This is a genomic window from Alsobacter sp. SYSU BS001988 (assembly GCF_054796215.1).
This window is the reverse complement of sequence record NZ_JBTAMK010000004.1, coordinates 185,548-206,319: the sequence shown is the minus strand read 5'-3', so window position 1 is coordinate 206,319 and position 20,772 is coordinate 185,548. Positions and strand designations below refer to the sequence as shown.

The 20,772-nt window shown below is 70.0% G+C and carries 18 protein-coding genes; 11 read left to right on the top strand and 7 right to left on the bottom strand.

Translation table 11 applies throughout. From position 1 onward, the window contains the following. The first annotated feature begins 40 nt into the window (after positions 1 to 40). The gene (locus ACYVO7_RS10525) at positions 41 to 1,264 is read left to right on the top strand and encodes a mandelate racemase/muconate lactonizing enzyme family protein (protein ID WP_460449782.1); all 1,224 of its coding nucleotides are present in this window, start codon (positions 41 to 43) and stop codon (positions 1,262 to 1,264) included. A gap of 33 nt (positions 1,265 to 1,297) precedes the next feature. Continuing rightward, complete coding sequence (locus tag ACYVO7_RS10520; RefSeq protein WP_460449781.1) at positions 1,298 to 2,500, top strand: mandelate racemase/muconate lactonizing enzyme family protein; 1,203 nt, start codon at positions 1,298 to 1,300, stop codon at positions 2,498 to 2,500. 6 nt (positions 2,501 to 2,506) lie between these two features. Here ACYVO7_RS10520 and ACYVO7_RS10515 read toward each other — a convergent pair whose 3' ends face one another. After that, on the bottom strand, positions 2,507 to 2,716 hold the full coding sequence (locus ACYVO7_RS10515) for a hypothetical protein (RefSeq protein WP_460449780.1): 210 nt from the start codon (positions 2,714 to 2,716) through the stop codon (positions 2,507 to 2,509). A 271-nt stretch (positions 2,717 to 2,987) separates the two neighbouring features. On the opposite strand from ACYVO7_RS10515, the gene ACYVO7_RS10510 reads away from it, so the two are divergent. After that, the gene (locus ACYVO7_RS10510; RefSeq protein ID WP_460449779.1) at positions 2,988 to 3,203 is read left to right on the top strand and encodes a hypothetical protein; all 216 of its coding nucleotides are present in this window, start codon (positions 2,988 to 2,990) and stop codon (positions 3,201 to 3,203) included. 20 nt (positions 3,204 to 3,223) lie between these two features. Here ACYVO7_RS10510 and ACYVO7_RS10505 read toward each other — a convergent pair whose 3' ends face one another. The 3 genes from ACYVO7_RS10505 to ACYVO7_RS10495 form a co-directional block, all read right to left on the bottom strand. Beyond that, positions 3,224 to 3,526: a SemiSWEET family sugar transporter gene (locus tag ACYVO7_RS10505; RefSeq protein ID WP_460449778.1), complete on the bottom strand. Its 303-nt coding sequence runs from the start codon at positions 3,524 to 3,526 to the stop codon at positions 3,224 to 3,226. Positions 3,527 to 3,598: 72 nt separating this feature from the next. Further along, entirely contained in the window at positions 3,599 to 3,793 is a 195-nt protein-coding gene (locus ACYVO7_RS10500) for a hypothetical protein (protein WP_460449777.1), read from the bottom strand. A 111-nt stretch (positions 3,794 to 3,904) separates the two neighbouring features. Next, entirely contained in the window at positions 3,905 to 4,762 is an 858-nt protein-coding gene (locus ACYVO7_RS10495) for a hypothetical protein (protein WP_460449776.1), read from the bottom strand. Positions 4,763 to 5,113: 351 nt separating this feature from the next. Between ACYVO7_RS10495 and ACYVO7_RS10490 the strand changes: the two genes are divergently transcribed. The 3 genes from ACYVO7_RS10490 (at position 5,114) to ACYVO7_RS10480 (ending at position 8,891) form a co-directional block, all read left to right on the top strand. After that, complete coding sequence (locus ACYVO7_RS10490) at positions 5,114 to 5,620, top strand: hypothetical protein (RefSeq protein ID WP_460449775.1); 507 nt, start codon at positions 5,114 to 5,116, stop codon at positions 5,618 to 5,620. 74 nt (positions 5,621 to 5,694) lie between these two features. Continuing rightward, on the top strand, positions 5,695 to 7,545 hold the full coding sequence (locus ACYVO7_RS10485; RefSeq protein WP_460449774.1) for a type I secretion system permease/ATPase: 1,851 nt from the start codon (positions 5,695 to 5,697) through the stop codon (positions 7,543 to 7,545). Positions 7,546 to 7,553: 8 nt separating this feature from the next. Then, positions 7,554 to 8,891 (top strand): HlyD family type I secretion periplasmic adaptor subunit, encoded by a 1,338-nt coding sequence (locus tag ACYVO7_RS10480; RefSeq protein WP_460449971.1) that lies wholly within the window; start codon positions 7,554 to 7,556, stop codon positions 8,889 to 8,891. Here the strand turns inward: ACYVO7_RS10480 and ACYVO7_RS10475 are convergent. Beyond that, positions 8,888 to 9,562, bottom strand: a complete 675-nt coding sequence (locus ACYVO7_RS10475; protein WP_460449773.1) for a response regulator transcription factor — start codon at positions 9,560 to 9,562, stop codon at positions 8,888 to 8,890. The two genes, ACYVO7_RS10480 and ACYVO7_RS10475, sit on opposite strands and share 4 nt — an antisense overlap. A 61-nt stretch (positions 9,563 to 9,623) precedes the next feature. Beyond that, positions 9,624 to 10,778: a TAXI family TRAP transporter solute-binding subunit gene (locus ACYVO7_RS10470; protein WP_460449772.1), complete on the bottom strand. Its 1,155-nt coding sequence runs from the start codon at positions 10,776 to 10,778 to the stop codon at positions 9,624 to 9,626. Positions 10,779 to 11,369: 591 nt separating this feature from the next. Here ACYVO7_RS10470 and ACYVO7_RS10465 point away from each other — a divergent pair. Further along, positions 11,370 to 13,919, top strand: a complete 2,550-nt coding sequence (locus ACYVO7_RS10465; RefSeq protein ID WP_460449771.1) for an arylsulfatase — start codon at positions 11,370 to 11,372, stop codon at positions 13,917 to 13,919. Between the two features lie 72 nt (positions 13,920 to 13,991). Here the strand turns inward: ACYVO7_RS10465 and ACYVO7_RS10460 are convergent, their stop codons facing one another. Then, a complete protein-coding gene (locus tag ACYVO7_RS10460; RefSeq protein WP_460449970.1) occupies positions 13,992 to 15,635 on the bottom strand; it encodes an arylsulfatase in 1,644 nt (547 codons plus the stop codon). Between the two features lie 206 nt (positions 15,636 to 15,841). Between ACYVO7_RS10460 and ACYVO7_RS10455 the strand changes: the two genes are divergently transcribed. From ACYVO7_RS10455 to ACYVO7_RS10440, 4 genes are all read left to right on the top strand, one after another. Then, positions 15,842 to 16,828 carry an HAD family hydrolase gene (locus tag ACYVO7_RS10455; RefSeq protein ID WP_460449770.1) on the top strand — a complete coding sequence of 329 codons (987 nt, stop codon included), beginning with the start codon at positions 15,842 to 15,844 and terminating at the stop codon, positions 16,826 to 16,828. A 35-nt stretch (positions 16,829 to 16,863) separates the two neighbouring features. After that, positions 16,864 to 17,340, top strand: coding sequence for a DUF992 domain-containing protein (locus tag ACYVO7_RS10450; protein ID WP_460449769.1), 477 nt, complete (start codon positions 16,864 to 16,866; stop codon positions 17,338 to 17,340). 163 nt (positions 17,341 to 17,503) lie between these two features. Beyond that, entirely contained in the window at positions 17,504 to 18,295 is a 792-nt protein-coding gene (locus ACYVO7_RS10445; RefSeq protein WP_460449768.1) for a hypothetical protein, read from the top strand. 45 nt (positions 18,296 to 18,340) lie between these two features. Then, entirely contained in the window at positions 18,341 to 20,737 is a 2,397-nt protein-coding gene (locus ACYVO7_RS10440; RefSeq protein ID WP_460449767.1) for a HEAT repeat domain-containing protein, read from the top strand. Positions 20,738 to 20,772 lie beyond the last annotated feature (35 nt).

Sequence of the window (20,772 nt, the reverse complement as noted above, 5' to 3'; positions counted from 1 at the left end):
ATGGTGGTGTGGGCGCGATACTTATGTGCGGAGTCCTCCCGTGAAGATCACCGACGTGAAGACCTTCCTGATGCATGCCGGCGCGCCGAGCCTGAAGAGCTGGGCGGCGGATGGCTCGTTCGGCACGCAGAGCTACTCGGGCAACCTGACAGGCACGCGCAACTGGCTGTTCGTGAAGGTCTATACGGACGAAGGGATCACCGGCATCGGCGAGTGCTCGGGCTGGCCGCGGGTGATCGAGACGGCCGTGCGGGATCTGCGGGCGCTGCTGGTGGGCGAGGACCCGACCCATATCGAGCGGCTCTGGCAGAAGATGCAGATCGCCATCATGGGCCACGGCATGACCGGGACGGTCGGGGCCGGGGCCATGACGGGCGTCGACATGGCGCTGTGGGACATCAAGGGCAAGGCGCTCGGCGTGCCGGTGTGGAACCTGCTTGGCGGCAAGGTCCGCGACCGCATCCGCATCTACGCCCACGCCAACACGCCGGAGGTCGCGCTGAGCCTGAAGGAGCGGGGCGTCACGGCCATCAAGTGCGGCGGCGTCTCGGACCCCGTCCGCAAGGTCGCGACGCTGCGCGAGGCGATCGGCGACGAGATGGACCTGATGATCGACCTCCACGGCCCGCCCTGGATGACGCCCGGCGACGCCGCCCGGCTGGCGCGGGCGCTGGAGCCCTATGACCTGATGTGGATCGAGGACCCGATCGCGCCCGAGAACCTCGACGGCTATCGCCGCATCCGCGACGCCGCCCATGTGCCGCTGGCGGCCGGCGAGCGCGCCGCCACCATCTTCGGCCTGCGCGAGCTGATCGAGCACGACCTCGTGGACGTGGCGCAGCCGGACACGGGCCGGGCCGGCGGCGTCACGCAGATGAAGAAGATCGCCGCCATGGCGGAGGCCCATCACATCATGATGGCGCCGCATTCGGGCTCGCTCGGCCCGGTCGCCGAATACGCCGCGCTGCACGTCATGGCCGCGATCCCGAACGCGCTGATCCTGGAGCGGATCGAGGACGACTGGGACGGCCGCGCCCGCACGGTGATTCCGCATCCGCAGCAGGTGGATGGCTACCTCACCGTCCCGGACGCGCCCGGGCTCGGCGTCGACATCGACGAGGACTTCGTGGCGCAGTTCCCGAGCAGCCAGAACCTGTCGGTGCCGATCGGCAAGGACACGACCTCCTACGCGCCCGGCACCTTCGACGAGCACGTCTATGTGCAGACGCGGCTCCGGCGCGGGCGGCACTTCCGCCCCGACTGAGCCCTGAACAACAAGAAACGAGGACTTCCCCCCATGAAGATCGAACGCCTGCGCGCCTTCATGTCGCGCGACAAGGACCGGCCGCGCGTCGTCATCGCCATCGACACCGACGACGGCCTGACCGGCTGGGGCGAGTGCTACAACCACGGGCCCGACAAGGCGCTGCTGCCGCTGCTCGACTACCTCATGGACTTCATCCGCGGCGACGACCCGCGGCGGATCGAGTACATCGTGATGAAGCTGATGCAGCAAGCCCGCTTCCCGCCGGGCGCGCTGGGGCTCGCGGCCATCTCGGCCATCGACCACTGCCTCTGGGACATCTCCGCCAAGGCGCTGGGCGTGCCCGTCTACATGCTGCTCGGCGGCAATGCGCGCGACCGCGTGCGCGTCTATGCGGGCGTGTATACGGCGCCGGACCCCGACGCCGCCCGGGACCAGCTGGACGCGCTGAACGAAGGCTGGGGCATCACGGCCTTCAAGCTCAGCCCCTACCGCATCGACATCCACCGCAACCGGTGGGGCGAGGTGGTGCGCACCAGCGCGGAGTATTTCCGCCAGGTGCGCGAGACGGTGCGCTCCGACTACGAGATCGCGTTCGACGCCCACGCCAAGATCTTCGAGCCGCAGCAGGCCATCCAGCTCGGCAACGCGCTGGCGCCCTACGACCCGCTGTTCTTCGAGGAGCCGATCCGGCCGGAGAACTTCGAGGCCTGGGGCGAGCTGAAGCGCGGGCTGACCTGCACGCTGGCGACCGGCGAGTCGCTCTACAGCCGCTTCGAGTTCCTGCGGCTCTTGCAGGTGCGCGGGGCGGACATCATCCAGCCCGACATCTGCGTGGTCGGCGGCCTGCTCGAGATGCGCAAGATCGCCGCTCTCGCCGAGGCGCACTACGTCACGGTCGCGCCGCACAATCCCATGGGCCCGCTGGCCTCGGCCGTGAACCTGCATTTCTGCGCCGCGCAGCCGAACTTCCGCATCCTCGAATACCGGCTGCCGCACGGGCCCGGCTACGTGTTCGGCACGGGCGGCGGCGAGGCGCCGACCAGCGAGCAGAAGCTGCAGGGGGCCTGGTACGTGAAAGATCCGTACCTGCCCAAGGACGGCTACCTGGAGTTGCGGCCCGACCGGCCCGGCTGGGGAGTCGAGATGGACGAGGAGCTCCTCGGCACGGAGGACTACGTCAACTGGACCCGCAAGGTGCCGGTGCGGCCGGACGGCTCCACAGGCTATGTCTGAGGCTGCTCAGCGGGGCCGCTTGATCAGGTAAACCTCCGGCGTGAAGGGCCGCTGCGCCTCTTCCTCGAGATAGTTCGCGGCGCGCTCTTCGTCCTCGGCCTCGTCGGCCGGCTGCGGCGGCGCGTCGGGCTCCTCGCGGCTCTGGCTTGTCGCGTCCGGCATCCGCACCTTGAACTTGCGGCGCCGGACAGGGCCGCCGGGCGCGCGGCGGCTCATGCGCCGGCCCTCGCCGCGGCCTCGCGGGGCTCCCGACGGCTGGCGGTGGCGGGCTGAACGGCGGTCATGGGCATCGGGCGATCCTGAGGGCGAGCCGCGTTCTTCCCGCAGCGAACCGGGCTTGTCCAGCCCCGCCTGCTCAGGCCCATCCTGGCCTGCGATCGTGATCCGGGCCAGTCCCGGGGGAGCGCATCCGTTCGCGGTCCCGTGCGTTTCAGGGAAGGGCGCCGGTTCGGGACGGCCATTCACCGCGGCCCGGGAGAGTGACGCAATGATCAGGGTCCTGCTTGCCGCGGCTTTGGCGATCGCCCCGCTTTCGGCTTCCGCCCGGCCCCGGCTGGAGAAGTGCATCCAGAGGGCCTCGCAGAACCCGGAGCTCCAGCAGTCCGAGCCGAGGAGCCTGGGCTACAACAAGGCGGCGCGCGCCTGGGCCAAGAAGCGCCAGGCCTTCATCGACCAATGCGTCGAGCGTCACAAGAACGACTGACCGCGCCCCCGGCCGCGCGCTCACTCGCCGGGCATCGGGGCGGACCGTTCGCTCGCCGGAGCGCAATCCGGCGGCTCGCACCATTTCAGGTACAGGATCGTTCCGGTGAAGCAGAGCGTCACGACGTTGGACGCCACCAGCGGCCACTCGCTCTTGAGGAAGCCGTAGGTCAGCCAAAGGCACTGGCCGGTCACGAGCGCCGAGAACGCCTTCAGCGAGATGTCCTTGGTCCGGCGCGTCCGCCAGGCCTTGAGGACCTGCGGAGCATAGGCGGAGGTGGAGCAGAGGGCGGCGACGTAGCCGACATAGTCGGAAGCGGACATGCGGGCTCAACCCCGCGCGCCCGGGGAGGTTCTTCAAAGGCGGGCCCCTGTCCGGCGCCCGCGGGCCGGAACTCACGCCTGGGGCGGAGCGGGCTCCGAGTCGTCGAGGAGCGTCATCTCGGCGGAGCAGGCGGCGCAGCGCAGGGGCGCCGGGGAGGCGACCATCCTGGTCTCGCCGCATTCGGGGCAGCGGCAGCCCGCCGGCATGAGGGCCAGGAGATCGTGGCCGCGAAGGGCCTCGCTGGCGCTGATGAGCTGGTCAAGCATCGTCTTTCTCCCTGACGCCCATGAGGGAGAGCGTCGGCGCGAGCTTCGTCCAGACGCGCCCGATCGGACGTGCGCCGCCGCACAACGCCGACCGGAGCGGCTTCCGGCCGGTCACGCCAGGATGTGGAAGTCCTCCAGGAGCTGCAGGAGATGGCCGCCGAACGAGGAGTTCCCGTGGCCGCCGTCTCCGCCGATCCCGGCGATCTGGATCGATCCCTGGTCGAAGAGGACGTCGTTGAACTGGAGGGCCGTGGCCGACGCGTGGACGCCTGAAATCGCGATGTTGATGGGCGCGTAGACGGCCACGTCCATGTCGAACAGCGATCCGAACGCGGAGCCGTCTCCGCCGCCGCCGGCGTGGTTGCCGCCGGTCGAGACCGCGCCGGAACCGAGGGCGCCGGCGCCATGGGACAGGATGTCGCCGCCGGCGGCCGTGTCGCCGTTTCCGCCGTCGCCTCCGACGCCGGCGATCTGGACGGCGCCCTGGTGGAAGGCGACGTCGTTGGTCTGCACCGCCGTGGCGGCGGACCCGGCGGCCGAGATGGCGATGTTGATCGGGCTGTAGACCGCGAAGGTCTGGTGCGTGATCACGCCGTAGAAGGAGCCCGTCCCGCCGACGCCGGCCTCGTTGCCCCCGGTGGCGAAGCCCGCATCAGGCCCGAAAGGGTAGTGATGCGCCTTGACGCCATCCACATAATGCCGCCCCTCCATGGCGACGAAGGATTGTCCGCCCCCGAAGGCGGCGTCGCCGGACCCGCCATGGCCGCCGATCCCGGCCTTCTGCACGGCCCCCTGCTGGAATGCGACGCTGTTGTCCTGCCGCGCCAGCGCGTGGGCGCCGACGCCCGCCACCGCGATGTTGACGGGCGCGAAGACGGCGGTGGCCGAATGCGTGAGGGAGCCCCAGAACGCGCCGTCGCCGCCATTTCCGGCGCCGTTCGCGCCCGTCGTGCTCATGATTCTGACCATGGTCCTGGCTCCCGCCCGCAGCTGTGCGCGGCGTTCATTGTCGCTGGCTGCCGGGCGAATCCCCAGTCTGGAATTCGGGTGGCCCGCCCGCCGGAGACGATGACATCCCTTCGAAGGGGGGCGGCGGAGCCCCGCCTCCCGCCCGCGAGGCGCTGGCCGCTCGCCGCGCCAGCCGGGCTCCCGCGAACGGGCCGCGTCGCGCGCTCCGCGCCGCAGCGGCGGACGCCGGCGCAACACACCCCATCAGGCGACGCCCGTATAGCCGTCTAGCTCCAGCAACCGCCCGGCGCGCAGAGTCCACCGCACGGCTTCCCTCCCAGGGTCGCTGTCAACATCAGTGAGGAGCCTGCAATGAAGAGCGTATCCCCATTCTCCAGCGCCTCAGACGTCATCGCGTTCAAGTCCATCAGCACCGGCGGCAACAGCGCCGGCAATGGCGGCGACGGGTACAACAAGGGCGACCTGTCCAACACGCAAACGGCGTCGTTCGACCCCGTGAACAAGGCCTATGGGGCGGACGTGACCGTGAAGACGGGCGACCACGTCTCGCAGAAGGCCGACTGGGACGCCGGCGGGGCCAAGGTCCACAGCTCGGGCAAGGACCACGCCAGAGCCGACGCGACCTCCAACGGCTCGCAGAAGTCCAGCAGCGGGCATGACACGTCGAAGGTCACGGCCAATACGGACGCCACGCAGGAGAACTGGGTCAAGTTCGACCAGAGCTCCGTCCAGAAGGCCGGCATCGGCGGCGACGGCGGCGACCACAACTACGCGGGCGGCGGCGACGTGAGCTTCGCGCTCGTGCACTCGGAGTCCTATCCCGGGTTCGACTTCGGGCACGACGTGCCGCTGGCCTGAAAGGGCGATGACGGCCGGCCGGCGGCCTGGTCCCGCCGGCCGAACAGCCTCGCCGGACCCTGGGGGCGGTCGCCATGCGCAGGACGTCGATTTCGCAGATCCGGACCCATCCCCTCCACGAGGCCTGGCGGCGAGCCGGCCCCGCGCTGGGGCTCGCCTTCGCGTATAGCTGCGGCCACAATCTGCTGCTTCTCGCCCCGCCGCTCTTCCTGCTCCAGATCTATGACAGGGTGCTGTCCAGCCGCAGCATGGACACGCTCGTGATGCTGGCCCTGATCGTCGCCTTCGCGGTGATGGTGGGCTCGCTGCTGGACGCGCTGCGCAGGATCGCGCTCGGCCGGATCGGGGGCTGGCTGGAGGACCGCCTGCGGCCGCCCCTCCTGGCGGCGACGCTGGATTCCGGCGACCCGCGGCTCGCCGGCCGGGCCGCGGCGGCCTACCGCGACGCCGGGATGCTGCGCCAGTTCCTCGGCTCGGGCGCCTGCCCCCTCCTGTTCGACGTGGTCTGGGCGCCGCTGTTCCTGATCCTTCTCTTCCTGGTCCATCCCCTGCTGGGCGCGATCGGGGCGCTGAGCGCGGTCGTCGTCTTCGGCGCGGCCCTGGCCGGCGAGACGGTCGCCGGGGATTCGGCGGCGCGCGCGGCCGAGGGATACGCCCGGGCCGCCGCCCGCCTCGCGGCCGCCGCGCCGCAGCTTTCCGCGCTGCGCGCCGCCGGAACGGCGCGGCTCGCCGCGCGGCTGGCGATGGACGAGGCCGCGAGCGCGGCGCAGGACCGCGAGGACGCGCGCCGCCGCGCCGAGATCATGCTGCTGCTGACCACGCCCTTCCGGGGCGTGGCGCAGATCGCCGTGATGGCGGTCGCGGCGGGGCTGGTCCTGCATGAAGACCGGAGCCCCGCCATCATCTTCGCGTCCAGCCTGCTTTTCGGCCGCTGCCTCGCGCCGCTCCAGGGTCTGGCCACGAGCTGGAAGGCGCTGGACGCGGCGCTGGCGTCCTATCGGCGCATCGCCGACGTCCTGGCCTGGAGCGTCGGGACGGCGGCCTCGCGCTCCACGGACCTGCATCTCTCGCTGAGGGAGCCGGGGGACGCGAAGGGGCGCCTGCTGGTCGAGAACGTCCGGTTCGCGCCGCCCGGCGCCGCCCGGAGCGTGCTGAGAGACGTCTCGTTCGACCTCGCGCCGGGCGAGTGCTTGGGCGTGATCGGGCTGTCGGGGTCCGGCAAGTCCATGCTGAGCCAGCTGGTCGCGGGGGTGCACGCGCCGGACCATGGCCAGATCCTCCTGGAGGACCCCGACCCGTCATGCCTGCCGGCGGCGGACGGCGCGCGCTGCGTCGGATACCTCCCGCAGGAGGTCGACCTCGTCGGCGGATCCCTCAGGCAGGTCATCAGCGGCCAGGACGACCCGGATCTCGACGACGTGGTCGAGGCGGCCCGGCTGGTCGGCCTGCATGAGACAATCGCTCGGCTGCCGGACGGCTACGACACCGACGCCGTCCATGGCGGCCTCATCCTGCTGCGCGGCCACCGCCAGCGCCTGGGGCTGGCGCGCGCCTTTTTCGGGCGCCCGAGGCTGGTCGTGCTGGACGAGCCGAACGCCTGCCTGGACTGCGTCGGCGAGCGGATCCTCGCGGAGGCGATCGCCAGGATCAAGGCGGCGAACGGGATGGTGGTGGTGACGACCCATCGCACCGGCCTTCTCGCCGTCACGGACAAGATCCTGATCCTCAACCACGGTGCGGTCAGCGCCTATGGCCCGACCCGGGAAGTCTCCGACCACTATCTGAGCCCCCAGCCCGTCGGCCGCCGCGTCGCCCGGACCCCAGGGGAGAGTCACGACGCCTTGCCCCGCCGGCCGGGCGGCCTGCGCAGGGCCAGGCCCGGCTGGGGCGGCGAAGACATCGGAGAGAAAGGATCACCGTCGTGAAGCAGCTCATGCGACGTCTGGAAGGCCTGGCGGCGCGGCTGCGCGCGGCGCAATGCGAAGGGCCGCAGCTGCGCGAAGTGGCGATCGCCGGCAATGTCCTGACCTTCGGCTTCGTGCTCGGGCTCGGAACCTGGTCGATCTTCGCCCCGCTGGAGAGCGCGGCCGTCGCCTCGGGGGTCCTGGAGGCGGAGACGAGCCGCAAGACGATCCAGCATCTCGAAGGCGGCGTCATCCAGGAGATCCTGGTGAAGGACGGCGACAGAGTCCGGGCCGGCCAGTCCCTGCTCCGCATGGACTCCACCCGCACCCGCTCGCGGCTGGCCAGCCTCGAAGGCCAGTATTGGGACGCCGTCGCCCGCGAGGCCCGGCTCCTCGCCGAGCGGGACGGACGCGACGCCATCGCCTTGCCGCCCGACCTCCAGGGCGCCGCGGGCGGCGGCGGGACCCTGGCCACCGTGATCCAGGGCCATCGCGAGATCTTCGAGGCCCGGCGGGACGTGCTGCAGTCCCAGCGCGCGGTGATCCAGGAGCGCATCGCCCAGGTGGAGAAGGAGATCACCGGGCTCGCGGCGCAGGCCGCCGCGGCGGCCAAACGCGCCGAGATCGCCCGCCAGGAGACCTCGGCGGTGTCCGCGCTGGTGGACAAGGGCCTCGAGCGGCGGCCCCGGCTGCTGTCGCTCCAGAGAGAGGCCGCCGAGATCGACGGGCGCCAGGGCGAGCTCGCATCGCAGATCTCCCGGGCGCACCAGGTGATCAGTGAGGCGAAGGCCACGCTGGTCAAGCTGACGAACGATCACCAGAACGAGGTGGTCCAGTCATTGCGCGAGACGCAGAACCAGATCCTCACGCTGGGCGACGCCATCCACGCCACGGCCGAACAGCTCTCGCGCAACGAGGTCAGGGCGCCGGAGGCGGGGGTGGTGACGGACCTGCGCGTGCACACTCCGGGCGGCGTGATCGCGGCCGGCGCCCCGGTCCTCGATCTCGTGCCCCGCCAGGATCGCCTCGTCGTGATGGCGCGCCTGCGGCCCGAGGACATCGACGTCGTCCATGAGGGCGCAGAGGCGGAGATCACGCTGCTGCCGTTCAACCCGAAGAAGGTCCGGCCGCTGAAAGGCAAGGTCGTGACGATCTCGGCCGACCGGCTCTTGGACAAGCGGACGGACCAGCCCTACTACTCGGCCAGGATCGCGGTCGACGAGAGCGGCGCAGACGCCTCCGCGGTCAGCGCCATGGCGCCGGGGATGCCGGCGCGCGTCTTCGTCCACACGGGCCGCAGCACCGTGGCGCTCTACGCGCTGCAGCCTCTCCTGGACAGCTTCCACACCGCCTTCCGGGAAGACTAGGACAGCGGGACCCGGCGATTGTTGCAGACGAAGACGGCCTCGGTGCGCGTCTTGGCCCCGAGCTTCCGCATGATGTGCTGCACGTGCATCTTCACCGTGTTTTCGGCCAGTTCGAGCTTTGCGGCGATGATCTTGTTGGGATGGCCCAGCTCCATGAGGGCCAGCACGGCCTTCTCGCGGGGCGTCAGCCGCGCCGGGGAGTGGTCGGCGAGGTGGTCGGGAGACGCGGGCGCGTCGAGCGGCGGCGGCGCCGGGCAATAGGCGCCTCCGGCCAGGACGAGGCGCAGCGCCGCCACCGCCACGTCGAACGGGATGAAGGTGGGCAGGAAGCCGCGGACCCCGCATTGCATGAGCGCCTGCACGGACGCGCCGTCGTCGTGGTTGCTGAACACCGCGATGGCGGCCTGCGGAAAGTGGTCTCGCGCCTGCTCGATCTCGCGTCGGACCGAGAGGTCGGCCGCGCGCCGGTCCTCGATGTCGAGGGTCACGAGCCTGACGTCCTTTCCGGCCAGGTCGGCGAAATCCTCGGCCGAGCACGCTTCCTGGATGTCGTAGCGGGTGAGCTGCTGCCGCAGGAGCCGCGCCAGGCAGGTCCGCAGCAGCATATTGCGCTCGACCACCAGCACGACCGGAAGGTCCTCCGCCGAACTTCGCTCTCCAAAGTCGTCCATCCCATCCCCTCCAGTGGCCGGTTCGGTTCTTAGCGGCGGATCGGCGCCGGGGCGCCGCCGCTCACGGAACGGTCGGGCGCCCGGCTCCGGCGGGCGGCGCGGGCCGGCCCTCCGGTCCGGTTCCCGATCGCGGATCGAGCAGCTCCGCCAATGTGAGCCGGGTCCAGCCGCCGGCGCCCGCGCCGGCGTCGACCGGACCCCAGTCGAAATGGCGGCCGGGACCCCGCAGGTCGCCGAGGCGGCCATAGAAGGCCGACAGGAATTGCGCGGCCCGGCCGTATCCGGGCGATTGCAAGGGCCAGTCGCACATGGCCAGGACGGTGCTCACCGCCACCGTGTCGATGCGCTCCGACGGCGCCAGCAGGTTCGGATAGTCGTCGCTGGTCAGCGCGGCCCGGCGATAGGCCTCCTCGAAGCCGTCGCGCCAGTCGATCGCAAGGAGGCGGCCGACGCTGTCGGGCAACTCCAGGACGGGCATCGAGGGGCGCTGCGCGACGATGAACACGGCGTCCGCCTTGCCGGCGGCCAGCAGCCTCGAGGCCGAGAGCTCGCCATGGAAGGTCCAGACCGGCGCGATCCCCAGCCGCCGGAACACGGATGCGCCGGTGACATGGCTCCCGCTGCCCCGCGCGAAGACATCGACCTTCTTGCCGGAAAGCTGGCGCACGTCGCCGATCTCCCGCCTCGCCACGAGATGCGCGTCCTCGTCATAGAGCCTCGCGACATATCTGAGCCGGTCCTGGCTGAGGCGGTCCCGCAGCGAACCGCGGAACGCCTGCAGGGCGTCGACCTGCACCACGGCGGCGTCCACGCCGGGGTTGCGGAGCAGCTCCCGCAGGGCCTGGACGGGACCTCTCGTCGTCATCGGCTTCACCTGCAGGGCGTCCCGGGCGAGGACCTCGTCCAGGTCCGCGACCAGCCGCCAGAAGCTGCCGCTCTGCTCGCGCGAGGCGATGCCGAAGGCCCGCGGCGAAGCGGGCGCGGCCTCGATCGCCGGGCGGGGCGGCGGCTCGGCCTGCGCCATCGCCGCAGGCCTCTCGCCGACCCCCGCGGCTGCGGCGACCCGCGGCCGGTTCGGATGCGGCGTCTCGGGCCGGCGGGGCGGCAGGGGCCAGGCCGCCGGGGGCGGGCTGCGGGTGCAGCTCGCGGCCGCGACGCCCAGCGCGATCGCGAATGCGGTGGATTGCCGGCGCGTCACGAACGTCAGGAGTGTCAAGCCACGTCCTCCAAGCGCTGCGGATCGTGCGTTCGGGCGGCGTCCCGCAGCCTTGTGCGAGTGAGCCGCCGGGCGGAGCGTCGCCTTCCAGGCGGGAGAGCTGAAGCGCTGTCCTTCTGGGCAGAACTCGGCAGGCGGGCCACGCCTGTTCCTGTAAAATCGAACGGTTTCCGTAAAGTTTGAGTTAAACCGAATCAAATTGCTGTCTTGCGGCGATGTGATCCCGCGATCGGAAAGTCGCCGGCCCCTCTTCCCCGAAGCAACGCCGCGAGATCGACAGAGCTCGACTGTACCCTATTGCTCAATCAGGCATGTCTTTCTTGGGATTGCATCGAAACGGAGGCAAACAAGGCGAAAAGATGGCCTGAGTAAGGCGAAGGCCTGGTGTCGGCCGCCGTGTCCTGACCACGCAGGCAGCTCGAACGTGGCGGGAAAATGATCGCGATCAAGAAGCGCGCCGGGGCTCGATGCTAGCCTCGGCTGCTAAACCGCAAGTCGTCTGCGGTTCCGTTCCGATCGGTTGACCGGGCGCGCCGGCGCGTTCACGCCGGGCGATCCCGGGCCGGACGGCGCTCTCGAGGGAGGTTCATCATGAGGCGGAACGCACGGATCGGCGATTGGGCCGTGGGGCTCGCGGCGCTCGGCGCCGCGGCTTGCGTCACCCCGGCGGCGGCGCAGCAGGTCCAGGGCGCGCCAGGGTCGCCGGGCGCGACGGTCGTGATCGACGGACGGCAGCTCCCGGCGCCCGATCCCCAATTCGGCGGCGTCATCACCGACGACGCGCTGACCTCCAAGCCCTGGTGGGCGCCGCGGATCGTCCCGCCGCAAGGCGCGCCGAACGTGCTGCTGATCATCACGGACGACGCCGGGTTCGGCGTGCCCAGCGCCTTCGGGGGCGTCATCCCCACGCCGACGCTGGACCGCATCGCCCAGGACGGCCTGCGCTACAACAACATCCATTCGACCGCCTTGTGCTCGCCGACCCGCGCGGCGCTGATCACGGGCAGGAACCATCACTCCGTCGGCTTCGGCGTGATCTCGGAGCAGTCCACCGGCTTCCCCGGCTACAACAGCATCATCGGCAAGGACAAGGCCACGATCGGGCGCATCCTGCTCGAGAACGGCTACGCCACGTCATGGTTCGGCAAGGACCACAACACGCCGGCCTTCGAGGCCAGCGCGATCGGACCCTTCGACCTGTGGCCGACCGGCATGGGCTTCGAATATTTCTACGGCTTCGTGGGCGGCGACGCCAACCAGTGGCAGCCGAACCTGTTCCGCAACACGACCCAGATCTACCCCTTCGAGGGCAAGCCCGGCTGGAACCTGGTCACCGGGATGGCGGACGACGCCATCGACTATCTGAACCGCCTCAACCAGACCGTCCCCGACAAGCCGTTCTTCATGAAATACGCCCCGGGCGCCACGCATGCGCCCCACCACCCGACCCAGGAGTGGGTCGACAAGATCCGCCAGCTGCACCTCTTCGACGAGGGCTGGAACAAGCTCCGCGACACGATCTTCGCCCGACAGAAGTCGCTCGGCGTCATCCCGCAGGACACGCAGCTGGAGCCGTGGCCCACCAGCATCCTGAAGAACTGGGACGACCTGACGGACCTCGAAAAGAAGCTCTTCGTCCGGCAGGCCGAGGTGTTCGCGGCCTATGCCGCCTACAACGACCACGAGATCGGGCGGGTGGTGCAGGCCATCCAGGACATGGGCAAGCTCGACAACACGCTCATCATCTACATCAACGGCGACAACGGGACGAGCGCCGAAGGCGGCCCGCTGGGCACGCCCAACGAGGTCGCGTTCTTCAACGGCGTCAACCAGATGCCCGTCGAGGAGCAGATGAAGTGGTATGACGTCTGGGGGACGGAGCAGACCTACAACCACATGTCGGCCGGTTGGTCCTGGGCCTTCGACACGCCCTTCACCTGGTTCAAGCAGAACGCCTCGAGGCTCGGCGGCATTCGCCAGAACATGGCGATCTCCTGGCCGGCGCGCATCAAGGACAAGGGCGGCCTGCGCGAGCAGTTCACCCACGTCGTCGACATCGTCCCCACCATCCTGGAGGCGTCCGGCATCCCGGCGCCCGACATGGTGGACGGCATCAAGCAGGCGCCGATCGAGGGGACCGGCCTCGCCTACACGTTCGACCGGGCGAACGCGAAGGAGCCGTCACGCCACAAGACGCAGTATTTCGAGATGATGGGGCAATGGGCCCTCTATCATGAAGGATGGCTGCTCAGCACGCAGGTGAACCGGGCGCCGTGGGAGGCGTTCGGAGCCGCCAATCCCGACCCCCTCAACAACCAGGTGCTGGAGCTCTACGACCTCAACACGGACTTCAGCCAGTCCCGGAACGTCGCCGCCGCCCATCCCGACAAGGTCAAGCAGATGAAGGAGATGTTCATCGCCCAGGCGAAGACGCACCAGGTCTTCCCGATGGACGCTTCGGTGGCGGCCCGCATCGTCGCGCCGCGCCCCAACATCACGGCCGGGCGCTCCGAGTTCACCTACACGCGACCGATGGTCGGGCTGCCCCAGGGCGACTCGCCGTCGCTCCTCAACGCGTCCTACACGATCACGGCGGCGATCGACGTGCCGCAGGGCGGCGCGGAGGGCATGATCCTCACCTCGGGCGGGCGTTTCGCCGGCTACGGCTTCTATCTCCTCAAGGGCAAGCCGGTGTTCCTGTGGAACCTCATCGACCTGAAGCGGGTCAAGTGGGAAGGCCCGGATGCGCTCGCGCCCGGCAAGCACGTCGTCGAGTTCGACTTCCACTATGACGGCCTCGGCGCCGGCACGCTCGCCTACAACAATATGAGCGGGCTGGGCCGGTCCGGCACGGGCGTGCTCAAGGTCGACGGCAAGGTGGTGGCCTCCCAGCAGATGCCGCGGACATTGCCGATGATCCTGCAGTGGGACGAGAGCTTCGACATCGGCTCCGACACCTTGACCGGCGTGAACGACGCCGACTACCGGCCGCCTTTCACCCTCACCGCCAAGCTCGAAAAGCTCACCGTCAAGGTCGTTCGGCCCACGCTGTCGCAGGCGGACATCCAGAAGCTCGAGGCGAACGAGGCGGTCGCCGTCGACGGCCGTCCGATCCGCCACATGCAGCCCGCCCCGCAGTAGCGGCGGCGGCAGGGCCACGAAAGAAGGGGCTGTCGCCAGCCCCTTCGGTCCCTCGGTTCCGTTCAGGCTGAATCAGTTGCCGGTGGGCATCGGAAGGCGCACGCCCTCCTTGGCGAGCTGCTCGCGCACCCACTGGAACTTCTCGTATTTCGAGATCTCGATGGGTCCGTCATAGCCCATGCTCTGGAGCTTGCGCGGCGGGTGCTTGATGTAGGTCTCCATCAGCTTCTTGATCTCGGCGCTGATGGGCACCATCGTCCAGGTGCGCTCGGTATAGTTGTTCATGAAGATGTCGTAGCGCTCCTGCGGATCCTGCCAGATGTCGAAGACCTGCGGGACGATCGCGACGTATTTCTCCGCGCCCTTCCATCCAAGATTGGTGTCGACCGCCATGCCGCCGGTCGAGGCGCCGTCGTCGCCGCGCAGGTTGAACACGGCCTTGTAGTGACCGACGCGCGCGGCCCCGGGGGTCAGCTCGTTCTCGGTGAAGTAGAACCAGTTGTTGCGGGCGGACTTGCCGGCGCCGGTGAGCACAGGCGTCATGTCGTAGCTGTCGAAGATGATGGGCTGGCCCTCGCGGTCGTTCTCGGGCAGCTTGAGGCCGGCGGCGGTGGCGAAGGTGGCCATCAGGTCGAGGCCGCCGACGATGTCATGGATCTTGGCCTGCGGCTTGATCTTGCCGGGCCACACGGCGATGGCCGGCACGCGGTTGCCGCCCTCGCGCACGGTGCCCTTGGTGCCGCGGAACGGAGTGTAGCCCGCGTCCGGATACACGTCCTGCCAGGCGCCGTTGTCGGTGGTGTAGAAGACCAGCGTATTCCTGTCCAAGCCGGTGGCGCGCAGCTTCTCCATGATCCGGCCGATGCGGGTGTCGAGCTCCACCACGCTGTCGGCGTATTTCGTCTTGGACATCGACTTGTGCTCGAACTCCGGCGCCGGCAGGTTCGGCTGGTGAACCTTCATGAAGTTCACGTTGATGTAGAACGGCTGGTTCGGCGTCTTGGACGCGTCGTCGAGGAACTCGATCGCGGCCTTCTCCACATAGCCGTCGAAGAACGGAATGCCGACCACGCCCGGCTTGCCGTCGACGACAGGCGTATCGACGTACTGGCCGTTGATCTTGAAGTCCTCGACCGGCTTCTCGCCGGCCCTGCCCGAAAGCGAGCCCTTCGTCACGCGGTTGAACATGGCCCGCAGCTCCGGATCCATGTCCGGGAACCAGGTCGGGTCGCCATACGTGTAGGCGTTCAGGTGGTAGAGCCCCGCATGCTTCATCACGTCGTAGCCCTGGGCGGTCGGCAGCGCGTAGTCCGCCTCGCCGAGGTGCCACTTGCCGGTGAAGTAGGTCTTGTAGCCGCCCTGCTTCAGCACGGAGGCCAGAGTCCACTCCGCCGCCGGCAGGCCGCCGCCCTCGCCCTGGAAGGCCACGGTGGTCATGCCGCTGCGGTTGGGGATGCGCCCGGTCTGCATGGCGGCGCGGCCGGGCGTGCAGCTCGGCTGGGCGTAGAACGAGAAGAACGTCATGCCCTCGTTGGCGAGCCGGTCGATGCTCGGGGTGGGCATGCCGCGGCCTTCGCCGCCGCCATAGGGTCCAAGATCCCCATATCCGGTGTCGTCCGACACGATCAAGAGGATGTTGGGCTTCTGCTGGTTCTGCTGGGCGATCGCTCCGCCAGGAATGGCCAGCATGGCCGCCCCCGCGGCTGCCCCGACCATCGAGCTCAAGAGAGTTTGATCCATGGACTTCCTCCAGCGTAGGCCAAAGGCTCATTCGCGAGCCGTCCGGCATCATCGCCTCATGAGGTCGTCAAGAAACTGACGTACATCATAGAATGTTGTGATGACGGAATGTAAAAACACTGACTTAAAGTAGACCGCGTCACCTTTGCCGACGATATGTGCGCTCGGGGGACATTTGTTCTATGCTAAAGAAGCTCTTGGTAATTCTGATCGCCCTGGCGGCGGCCGGGCCTGCGGTCGCGCAAGGTCCGGACGCCCTCGGGACCTGGAAGGAGAGCCCGGCCAAGGCCGCGATCGTCTCCTTCGTCACGGCCGTGACCACGCCCGGGTCGCCGGATTTCGTCGCGCCAGCCGACCGCATTGCGACCTTCGACAATGACGGAACGCTGTGGCCCGAGCAGCCGATGTACACGCAGCTGGCGTTCGCGCTCGATCGCGTGAAGGCCCTCGCCCCGATGCATCCCGAGTGGAAGACCAGGCAGCCCTTCAAGGCTGTCCTTCAGGGAGACCTCAAGGCGCTCGGAGCCGCCGGCGAACGCGGACTGGCTCAGATCATGGGCGCGACCCACGCCGGGATGACGAACGACCAGTTCGCCACGATCGTGCAGGAGTGGCTGGCCAAGGCCCGGCATCCCCGCTTCCAGCGCCCCTACACCGATCTGGCCTACCAGCCGATGCTGGAGGCGATGGCCTATCTGAGGAGCAACGGCTTCAGGGTCTATATCGTGTCCGGCGGCGGCGTGGAGTTCATGCGGCCGTGGACGGACCGCGTCTACGGCGCGCCGCCCCAGCAGGTGGTGGGCTCCAGCATCAAGACCCGGTTCGAGATGCGGGACGGTCGTCCCGAACTGTTCCGCCTGCCCGAGGTCAACTTCATCGACGACGGCCCGGGCAAGCCCGTCGGCATCAACGCCGCCGTCGGCGCGCGTCCCATCGCGGCCTTCGGCAACTCGGACGGCGATCTCCAGATGCTGCAATGGGCGACCATGAGCGGCCGCCGCGGGCTCGGCGTCATCATCCATCACGACGACGGCGAGCGCGAATACGCCTATGACCGCGCCTCGCCCTTCGGACGGCTCGACAAGGCTCTGGACGCGGCCAAGGCCAATGGCTGGGCGGTCGTCAGCATGAAGGACGACTGGGCCAGGATCTTCGCCGAGAAGCCATGACCGGCCCCGCCTCTCGCCAGACAGGAGAATGCGCTGTGTTGAAACCGTTCGTCAGGATCGCCGCGATCGGCGCGGGGCTGGCCCTTGCGGCCCCCGCCTGGGCCCAGTCGGGATCGAAGATCGGGACGCTGTCCTGCGACGTCTCGGCCGGCGTCGGGATGATCCTCATGCAGAAGCAGCGCCTGCAATGCGTGTTCAGGCCGGACAACGGCGGCCCGGCCGACGCCTATACCGGGCAGATCACCGATTACGGGGTCGCGATCGGCGAGGTGGCGGCGGGCCATCTCATCTGGGGCGTGATCGCGGCCGAGCGGGGACTCCCGACAGGCGCTCTGGCGGGCTCCTATGCGGGCGTCGGCGTGCAGGCCGCCGCCGGCGTCGGCGTGGGCGCCAACCTGCTGGTCGGCGGAACCGGACGGGCGTTCTCCCTGCAGCCTCTCTCGGTGGAGGGCATGACGGGCCTGAACATCGCCGGCGGCGTGACCCAGGTGACGCTGGCCGCCGCGCCGTGATGCGAAGGGGTCCTGATCGGGACGACGCTCGGCGTCTGTGGCCCCCGCTCGACAGTCCGGAAGAATGACGTCCGTGGGCCGCGCCAGCAGGAATGTACGCTTTCCGGTTGTGTAATTGAGCTGCACACTCCGGATCCGGGGTGCAGCAGAGCGGGGGCTCGACATGAAGATGCGGTTACTGGGCGCGTGCCTGGCTGCGGGACTGGCGGCGAGCGGGGCGGCGCTGGGGGCGGACCTCCCGTCCCGCGTCGGACCGGCTCCGGCGCCGGCCGCGCCGCTTCCGTCCTGGGCCTTCCAGGCCACCCTCTATGGATGGGCCACCGCGCTGGATGGCGACGTGGGCCTGCGCTACCGGCGTCCGATCGGGGTGAATGTCGGGTTCGACCAGATCCTCGACCATCTCGAGGGCGTCTTCATGGGCGCGTTCCAGGCCCGGAACGACACCTGGATGTTCCTCGGCGACGTCGTGTGGTCGAAGCTCGGGGCGAACCGGACGAACCGCTTCGGCGGCCAGCTCGACTATGAGCAGACCCTCGGCCTGCTGGCCGGCTATGTCGGCTACCGGGTCCCGATCGGCTCGCCCGACCTCGATGTCCGCGTGCTCGCCGGCGCCAGGGCGCAGCGGCTGAGCGCCGACTTCCGCCATTCCGGCGTGATCCCGGCGCTCGACCTGTCCGCCTCGGGGTCCAAGGAGTGGGTCGACCCGCTGGTCGGCCTCTCGGCCACCTACGCCTTCGACAAGCACTGGTACGTCAACGCCATCGCGGACATCGGCGGCTTCGGCGTCGGGTCGCGGATCACCAGCCAGGGCTTCCTGGCCGTGGGCTATAAATGGACGGAGACGCTGTCCACCTCGCTGGGCTACCGCGCCCTGTACACCGACTACGAGAAGAGCGGCTTCGTCTACCGCACCACGCTGCACGGGGTGTTCACCGGCCTCAGCGTGCATTTCTGAAAGCCGCGCGGCCCCGTCGCGGGTCGCGCAGAGAGGGCTTCCCGGGTGGGACCTGTCGACGAGGGACGTCCGGATCGCCGGCCGGCGGGGCCGCGACCCTTCGCGGGCCTCCTGGGAGCCGTCCTGGCTTCGCTCGCGGCCTTCGCGGCCCTGGCGTCCTTTTCGGCATGGACGTCCGCCGCCCCTCCCTCCCCCGCGCCGTCGTCATGGGCCGGCGTCCTGACGCCCGACGCGCCGGCCGATCATGTCGGGTCGCAGCGCTGCGCCTCGTGCCATGAACGGGAGGCCAAGGCCTGGGCCGGCTCGCAGCACGCCGCCGCCATGGCGCCCGCCGGGCCGGCCACCGTGAAGGGAGACTTCTCCGGCGCGCGGGTCGAGAACCACGGCGCGCATGGCCGGTTCTTCCGCGACGGCGACCGCTTCATGGTGGAGACCGAGGGCCAGGACGGCGCGCTCGCCAGCTACGAGGTGCGCTACGCCTTCGGCGTCGACCCGTTGCAGCAATATCTGGTCGAGTTCCCGGGCGGCCGCCTCCAGGCGCTGCCCTGGGCCTGGGACGCCCGGCCGCGCGAGAGCGGGGGACAGCGCTGGTTCCACGTCTACGGCCACCAGCCGGCGCCGCCGTCCGATCCGTTGCACTGGACCCGGGCGCTCCAGACCTGGAACCTGATGTGCGGCGAATGCCACTCGACGGCGTTCCGCAAGGGCTACGACCCCGCCAGGAACGCCTACAGGACCACCTATTCGGAAATCAGCGTGGGCTGCGAGGCCTGCCATGGCGCGGGCGCCGGGCATGTCGCCTGGGCCGCCGCCGGCGCGACCGCGCCCGACCCGCTCAAGGGCTTCGCCGCCGCAGCGGCGCGGCGCCCCCAGCCGGACTGGACGCCCGATCCGGCGACCGGAAGCCCGGCCCACGGCGCGCCGCGGCCGGCCGGCGACGAGGTGGAGACCTGCGCACGCTGCCATTCGCGACGGGGCCTGCTCTCGGAAGACTGGCGTCCCGGCCGGCCGCTGGAAGACACCCACATGCCCGTGCTGCTCTCGGAGGGGCTGTTCGAGGCGGACGGGCAGATGCGCGACGAGGTCTTCAACGACCACGCGTTCAAGCAGAGCCTCATGTACGCCAAGGGCGTGGTCTGCGGCGATTGCCACGATCCCCACAGCGGCGCCCTGAAGGCGGCGGGGGCGGCCGTGTGCGGACAGTGCCATCAGCCGGAGCGGTTCGCCGCCCGGTCCCATACCGGCCATCCGCCCGGCCCGAACGCGCCCGACTGCGTGTCCTGCCACATGCCTGCCCGGACCTACATGGTCGTGGACCGCCGGCACGACCATGGCTTCCGCACGCCGAGACCGGACCTGTCCGACCGGACCGGCGCGCCCAACGCCTGCGGCGCCTGCCACGCGGACCGTTCGGCCCAATGGGCCGCTGATGCGGTGAAGAGCTGGCGCGGTCCCAACCGCAAGGGGCTGCAGACCTGGGGCGAGCCTTTCGCGCTCGCGCGCCGGGGAGATCCGGGCGCCCGCGACGCCCTGATCCGTCTCGCAGTCGACCCCGCCGTCCCGGCGGTCGCCCGGGCCACGGCCCAGGACGAACTCGGCCGCTTCCCGAGCGTCGCCGCCCAGGCCGCCGCCCGCAAGGGGCTCGCGGATCCCGCGCCTCTGGCGCGCATCGCGGCGATGCGAAGCCTCGCCCGCGGGCCCGCGGACCAGCTGTGGCGCATGCTCCTGCCGCTTGCGGCGGACCCGGCGCTCGCCGTCCGGGTGGAGGCCGCCCGGCTCCTGGCCGGCGCCCCGCCGGGCTCCGCATCGCCGGCCGAACAGGCCGCCCTGGACAAGGCCTTCGCCGAATTCGAGGCGTCGCATCGCCTGAACGCCGACCGGTCCGAGCACCGCTCCGCCCTGGCGGCCTTCCTGCAGCAGCGGGGCCGGGCCGCGGAGGCCGAGCGCGAGCTTCTGGAAGGGCTGACCAACGACGCCTCGGCGGCCGAGCTGGCGGTGAACCTGGCCGATCTTTACAGGGTTTCGGGCCGCGAGGCGCAGGCCGAGCAGACCTTGCGGAGCGCGCTCCGCGCATCGCCCGATTCGGCCGGCGTCGCGCATGCGCTCGGTCTGTCGCTGGTGCGCCAGAAGCGCTATCCCGAGGCCCTGGACATGTTCGCCCGCGCGACCGCGCTGCAGCCGGACGACGCGCGCTTCGCCTATGTGCATGCGGTCGCGCTGACGTCCGTCGGCCGGGCGCAGCAGGGACGGGAGCTGCTGACGAAAGCCTTGGCGGACCATCCCTGGGACGTGGACCTGCTGTCCGCCGTCCTGGCGGACGCGCTCAGGCGCGGCGACCGGGCCGCCGCCGCCGCCCTGGCGCCCCGCCTCGCATCAATGCGCCCCGACGACCCCGAAATCGCCCGCCTGGCCTCCGCCCTGGCGCGCCCTTCGGCGCCCTGAGCGCCACCGCGAGCGCCAGTCGCGTCGCGTCGCCG

Bases quoted from the DNA above. Each gene is read 5' to 3' on its own strand.
- ACYVO7_RS10520 (WP_460449781.1), top strand. From the start codon at position 1,298: ATGAAGATCGAACGCCTGCGCGCCTTCATGTCGCGCGACAAGGACCGG.
- ACYVO7_RS10515 (WP_460449780.1), bottom strand. From the start codon at position 2,716: ATGAGCCGCCGCGCGCCCGGCGGCCCTGTCCGGCGCCGCAAGTTCAAG.
- ACYVO7_RS10510 (WP_460449779.1), top strand. From the start codon at position 2,988: ATGATCAGGGTCCTGCTTGCCGCGGCTTTGGCGATCGCCCCGCTTTCG.
- ACYVO7_RS10505 (WP_460449778.1), bottom strand. From the start codon at position 3,526: ATGTCCGCTTCCGACTATGTCGGCTACGTCGCCGCCCTCTGCTCCACC.
- ACYVO7_RS10500 (WP_460449777.1), bottom strand. From the start codon at position 3,793: ATGCTTGACCAGCTCATCAGCGCCAGCGAGGCCCTTCGCGGCCACGAT.
- ACYVO7_RS10495 (WP_460449776.1), bottom strand. From the start codon at position 4,762: ATGGTCAGAATCATGAGCACGACGGGCGCGAACGGCGCCGGAAATGGC.
- ACYVO7_RS10490 (WP_460449775.1), top strand. From the start codon at position 5,114: ATGAAGAGCGTATCCCCATTCTCCAGCGCCTCAGACGTCATCGCGTTC.
- ACYVO7_RS10485 (WP_460449774.1), top strand. From the start codon at position 5,695: ATGCGCAGGACGTCGATTTCGCAGATCCGGACCCATCCCCTCCACGAG.
- ACYVO7_RS10480 (WP_460449971.1), top strand. From the start codon at position 7,554: ATGCGACGTCTGGAAGGCCTGGCGGCGCGGCTGCGCGCGGCGCAATGC.
- ACYVO7_RS10475 (WP_460449773.1), bottom strand. From the start codon at position 9,562: ATGGACGACTTTGGAGAGCGAAGTTCGGCGGAGGACCTTCCGGTCGTG.
- ACYVO7_RS10465 (WP_460449771.1), top strand. From the start codon at position 11,370: ATGAGGCGGAACGCACGGATCGGCGATTGGGCCGTGGGGCTCGCGGCG.
- ACYVO7_RS10460 (WP_460449970.1), bottom strand. From the start codon at position 15,635: ATGGTCGGGGCAGCCGCGGGGGCGGCCATGCTGGCCATTCCTGGCGGA.
- ACYVO7_RS10455 (WP_460449770.1), top strand. From the start codon at position 15,842: ATGCTAAAGAAGCTCTTGGTAATTCTGATCGCCCTGGCGGCGGCCGGG.
- ACYVO7_RS10445 (WP_460449768.1), top strand. From the start codon at position 17,504: ATGAAGATGCGGTTACTGGGCGCGTGCCTGGCTGCGGGACTGGCGGCG.